The sequence below is a fragment of the Bradyrhizobium sp. 31Argb genome, from assembly GCF_043638955.1.
In the GTDB taxonomy this organism is placed as follows: Bacteria; Pseudomonadota; Alphaproteobacteria; order Rhizobiales; family Xanthobacteraceae; genus Bradyrhizobium.
In genome coordinates this window covers 1-2,603 of sequence record NZ_JBEGDB010000506.1, presented here as the reverse complement: position 1 = coordinate 2,603, position 2,603 = coordinate 1, and the positions used below count along the sequence as shown (strand labels likewise).

At 59.7% G+C, this 2,603-nt stretch carries 2 protein-coding genes and 1 pseudogene; 2 read left to right on the top strand and 1 reads right to left on the bottom strand.

The window, feature by feature from the left end; translation table 11 throughout:
* Positions 1-608 precede the first annotated feature (608 nt).
* Positions 609-833 (top strand): hypothetical protein, encoded by a 225-nt coding sequence (locus AAFX91_RS40720; protein WP_130576908.1) that lies wholly within the window; start codon positions 609-611, stop codon positions 831-833.
* 623 nt (positions 834-1,456) lie between these two features.
* Here the strand turns inward: AAFX91_RS40720 and AAFX91_RS40715 are convergent.
* The gene (locus tag AAFX91_RS40715; protein WP_130576907.1) at positions 1,457-2,206 is read right to left on the bottom strand and encodes a hypothetical protein; all 750 of its coding nucleotides are present in this window, start codon (positions 2,204-2,206) and stop codon (positions 1,457-1,459) included.
* Between the two features lie 199 nt (positions 2,207-2,405).
* Here AAFX91_RS40715 and AAFX91_RS40710 point away from each other — a divergent pair.
* Positions 2,406-2,513, top strand: a pseudogene (locus tag AAFX91_RS40710) (YciI family protein); the annotation flags it as partial.
* Between the last annotated feature and the right edge of the window lie 90 nt (positions 2,514-2,603).

Here is a 2,603-nt window from a genome sequence, read left to right as displayed (position 1 = left end):
CGCCTGGGCCTCGAAGCCTTCCGTCGCATCAAATACGGCACCACTTTGAGGCTCAAAAATGTGTGAATCGGATAGCGCGATTTCCGGGAGGAACGCGGTAGTCTCGAATTAGCCCAAGCCTTGTCGCTTCGGCTGCGCTGCGCAAAACGCGGCGATAGCTCCAACCCGTGCCGTGATATCGGCCGATGCCGGCATAGAAGTCTTTGGATCGAGAATACGAGACCGCGCAGCCGTCCTCAGCAGCCAAGCATGCCTCGGTGAGCAGCGACTCGAGCGCGCGATCGGCCGGGTCTAACCCAAGCGCCTCGGATAATCCGCTCGAACGCCAGTGGAATCCTGGCGGCCGGTCACGCTCGGTCTGGCTGTCCCAATAATACGCCATCGCTGGCCCTCAGATTGAGGGGGCAGCTCACAACGCGCTTGCTTTGTTTGCACACAAATGGCATGATCGAGTCCTTCCAAAGATTTCGACGCCCAAGTTCCAACGCCTTCCGTTTGCCGCGGGAGGCGTTGCTCGTAGTGCTGCTCGAGTATGAGCGGCGGTGAATTCGGGAAAAAGGCGCCACCCCAACTCCTCTCGATGAGCAGGATCTCGGGAATGAGCGGGGATGTCATCCATTCGCGCTCTCACGGCTGGCGATGAAACATCCGACTGCGTCAGAGCTGGCCGCCGCGCGCCACTCGGTATCCTCGAAGTAGCCGCCCGCCTCGATCTCGTTACGCTCGGCGTCGAGCCAGTGGCGCCTATTGAGCTTGCGGTCTTGTTCGAAGGGGCAGTTTCCGAAGGCGGCTCCGACGGTGACCAGTCGGAACTGGACGGGGGGCAGCGCTGAACCCGCCGCGATACGGCAGGGTCGGTCGCTTTCGACGCGTTCGCGCCCCTCTGTATTTTCAGTGATTCCGGAAGCAGAACGGGGTTGAGCGCTACCCCTTGCCCACTTGCGCAGTTTTTGGCCCTGCAAAGCTTCCCAGAACGCCGTGACGCTTGAGTGACTGGAACTCGGTCCTGCATACAGGGTGGGAGCAGACAACCTGGTTTCCCGCGTTGCGCTTCATGGTGCCTTCGCAGACCAGACACTTGGCCGCGAAAAACATCCGATAGCAGCCTCGACAGCAGAACGACGAGCGCGGATTCTCGGTCGGCTCCGCAAGCTTGGCGCGGCAACGGCGGCAGTATGTCCAGACCTCGGTTACCGGCATGCCGCACCCGTCGTCTGTTCGGACAAGGCGAAAAAGCCGTTTGCATGCAATGAAGGATTTTGAGGCGATTTGTCCGAACGGGCATTGAAAGTGTTCAGCCGCCCAAAGCCTTCCAAGCTGAATACGAGGGTTCGATTCCCTTCACCCGCTCCATCGCTCAGCACCAAAAAGCACGACGAAACAACGTGTTGCATGCACGTTCGCGTGCAGTCAAATCTGCACGAAAGGCTTGGCTGGTGAGCCTCCGGCAAAACGATCAGAAGCCGACATCCTCACTCATATAGAAGGTGTTGAGGATGGATATCCGAGGCCGATCGGTCTTGATGGGCGGGCGGCCGTGCCAGCTCATCTTTGTCAGGGAGTGATAAGCTTTCAGGACCACGAACGCGTAGCCGAGGTTGGGCAGGAAGGGGATGGTTTTCACAGGCTCGAGGCAATAGGAGCCGACGTGAAACAGGCCTCTGAGGGAAGCCCGATAAAGCGTCGTGCCGAGCGCTTCCTGGCTGCTGTCGGCAGGGCAATAGAGCTGCATCGTCACAACCTTCTTGCGTGTGTCCGGATGCGGCTTGATCTGGTAGCCGTCACTGTCCCAGTAGACCACCGGCTTCGCGACCAGCTTCAGATCGTCGGGGCGAGGCACCTTGTCGCCGCGAGCACGAATCTCGAGCCCGTCATGCAGTCTGCTCCGGACCGCGCGCTCGACCTCGGTCGAGGTCAGCATGGTCGACACCGCAGCCCATGCGGGTCGCAGTGACGGATCGATCTTCTCAACGTTCTCGCCATAGAGGCGCAGCGCCAGACGGGTGCCTGTGCCGGTGATCGGATCATATCCTTCGGTGGGAACGCTCCGTACCAGATCCCGGTAAAAATCTGCGGGGAAGAAATCGCGGAAGACAATATGTGGGAAGGGCAAAGAGAAATGATCGGCAGTCTCGATGCTGGCAACCGCATGCGCGGTGAGCTCGTCGACCAGATCAGAAGGAGCAGTCTCCGCAAGTGCCACCATAAGGACACCTCAGAACACGCTTACACTTTAGCTCGCCTGTTGAATTCCCGCCTTGCGGCCAAAACAAGGCGCGAGCGGCCATCGTGCACAAAAATGAAGGACGCGGCGGCTCAGAAAGGGTAACCCGGCCACGACGATTTGTCGGATTCGGCCGACCCGAGACGTCCTTCGCCTCGCCACCCAGCAACGAGAGGTACCGATGCTCTATGCCATCCTCGCCTATCACGTCGAAACGGAGGTCATGTCCTGGACGCCGGAGGAAGATGCCGCGCTGATGGTCGACCTGCACAAGGTCCATGACCGCTTGACCAAGGAGGGCCGCTGAAATGGACCCCGATTGTGGGACCACGTGCTTAGTTGGAAGGGGCTGCTCCGTTTGATAGACGGAGCGCATGAT

Coding starts and splice junctions, on each gene's coding strand:
- AAFX91_RS40720 (WP_130576908.1), top strand. CDS start 609: ATGTCATCCATTCGCGCTCTCACGGCTGGCGATGAAACATCCGACTGC.
- AAFX91_RS40715 (WP_130576907.1), bottom strand. CDS start 2,206: ATGGTGGCACTTGCGGAGACTGCTCCTTCTGATCTGGTCGACGAGCTC.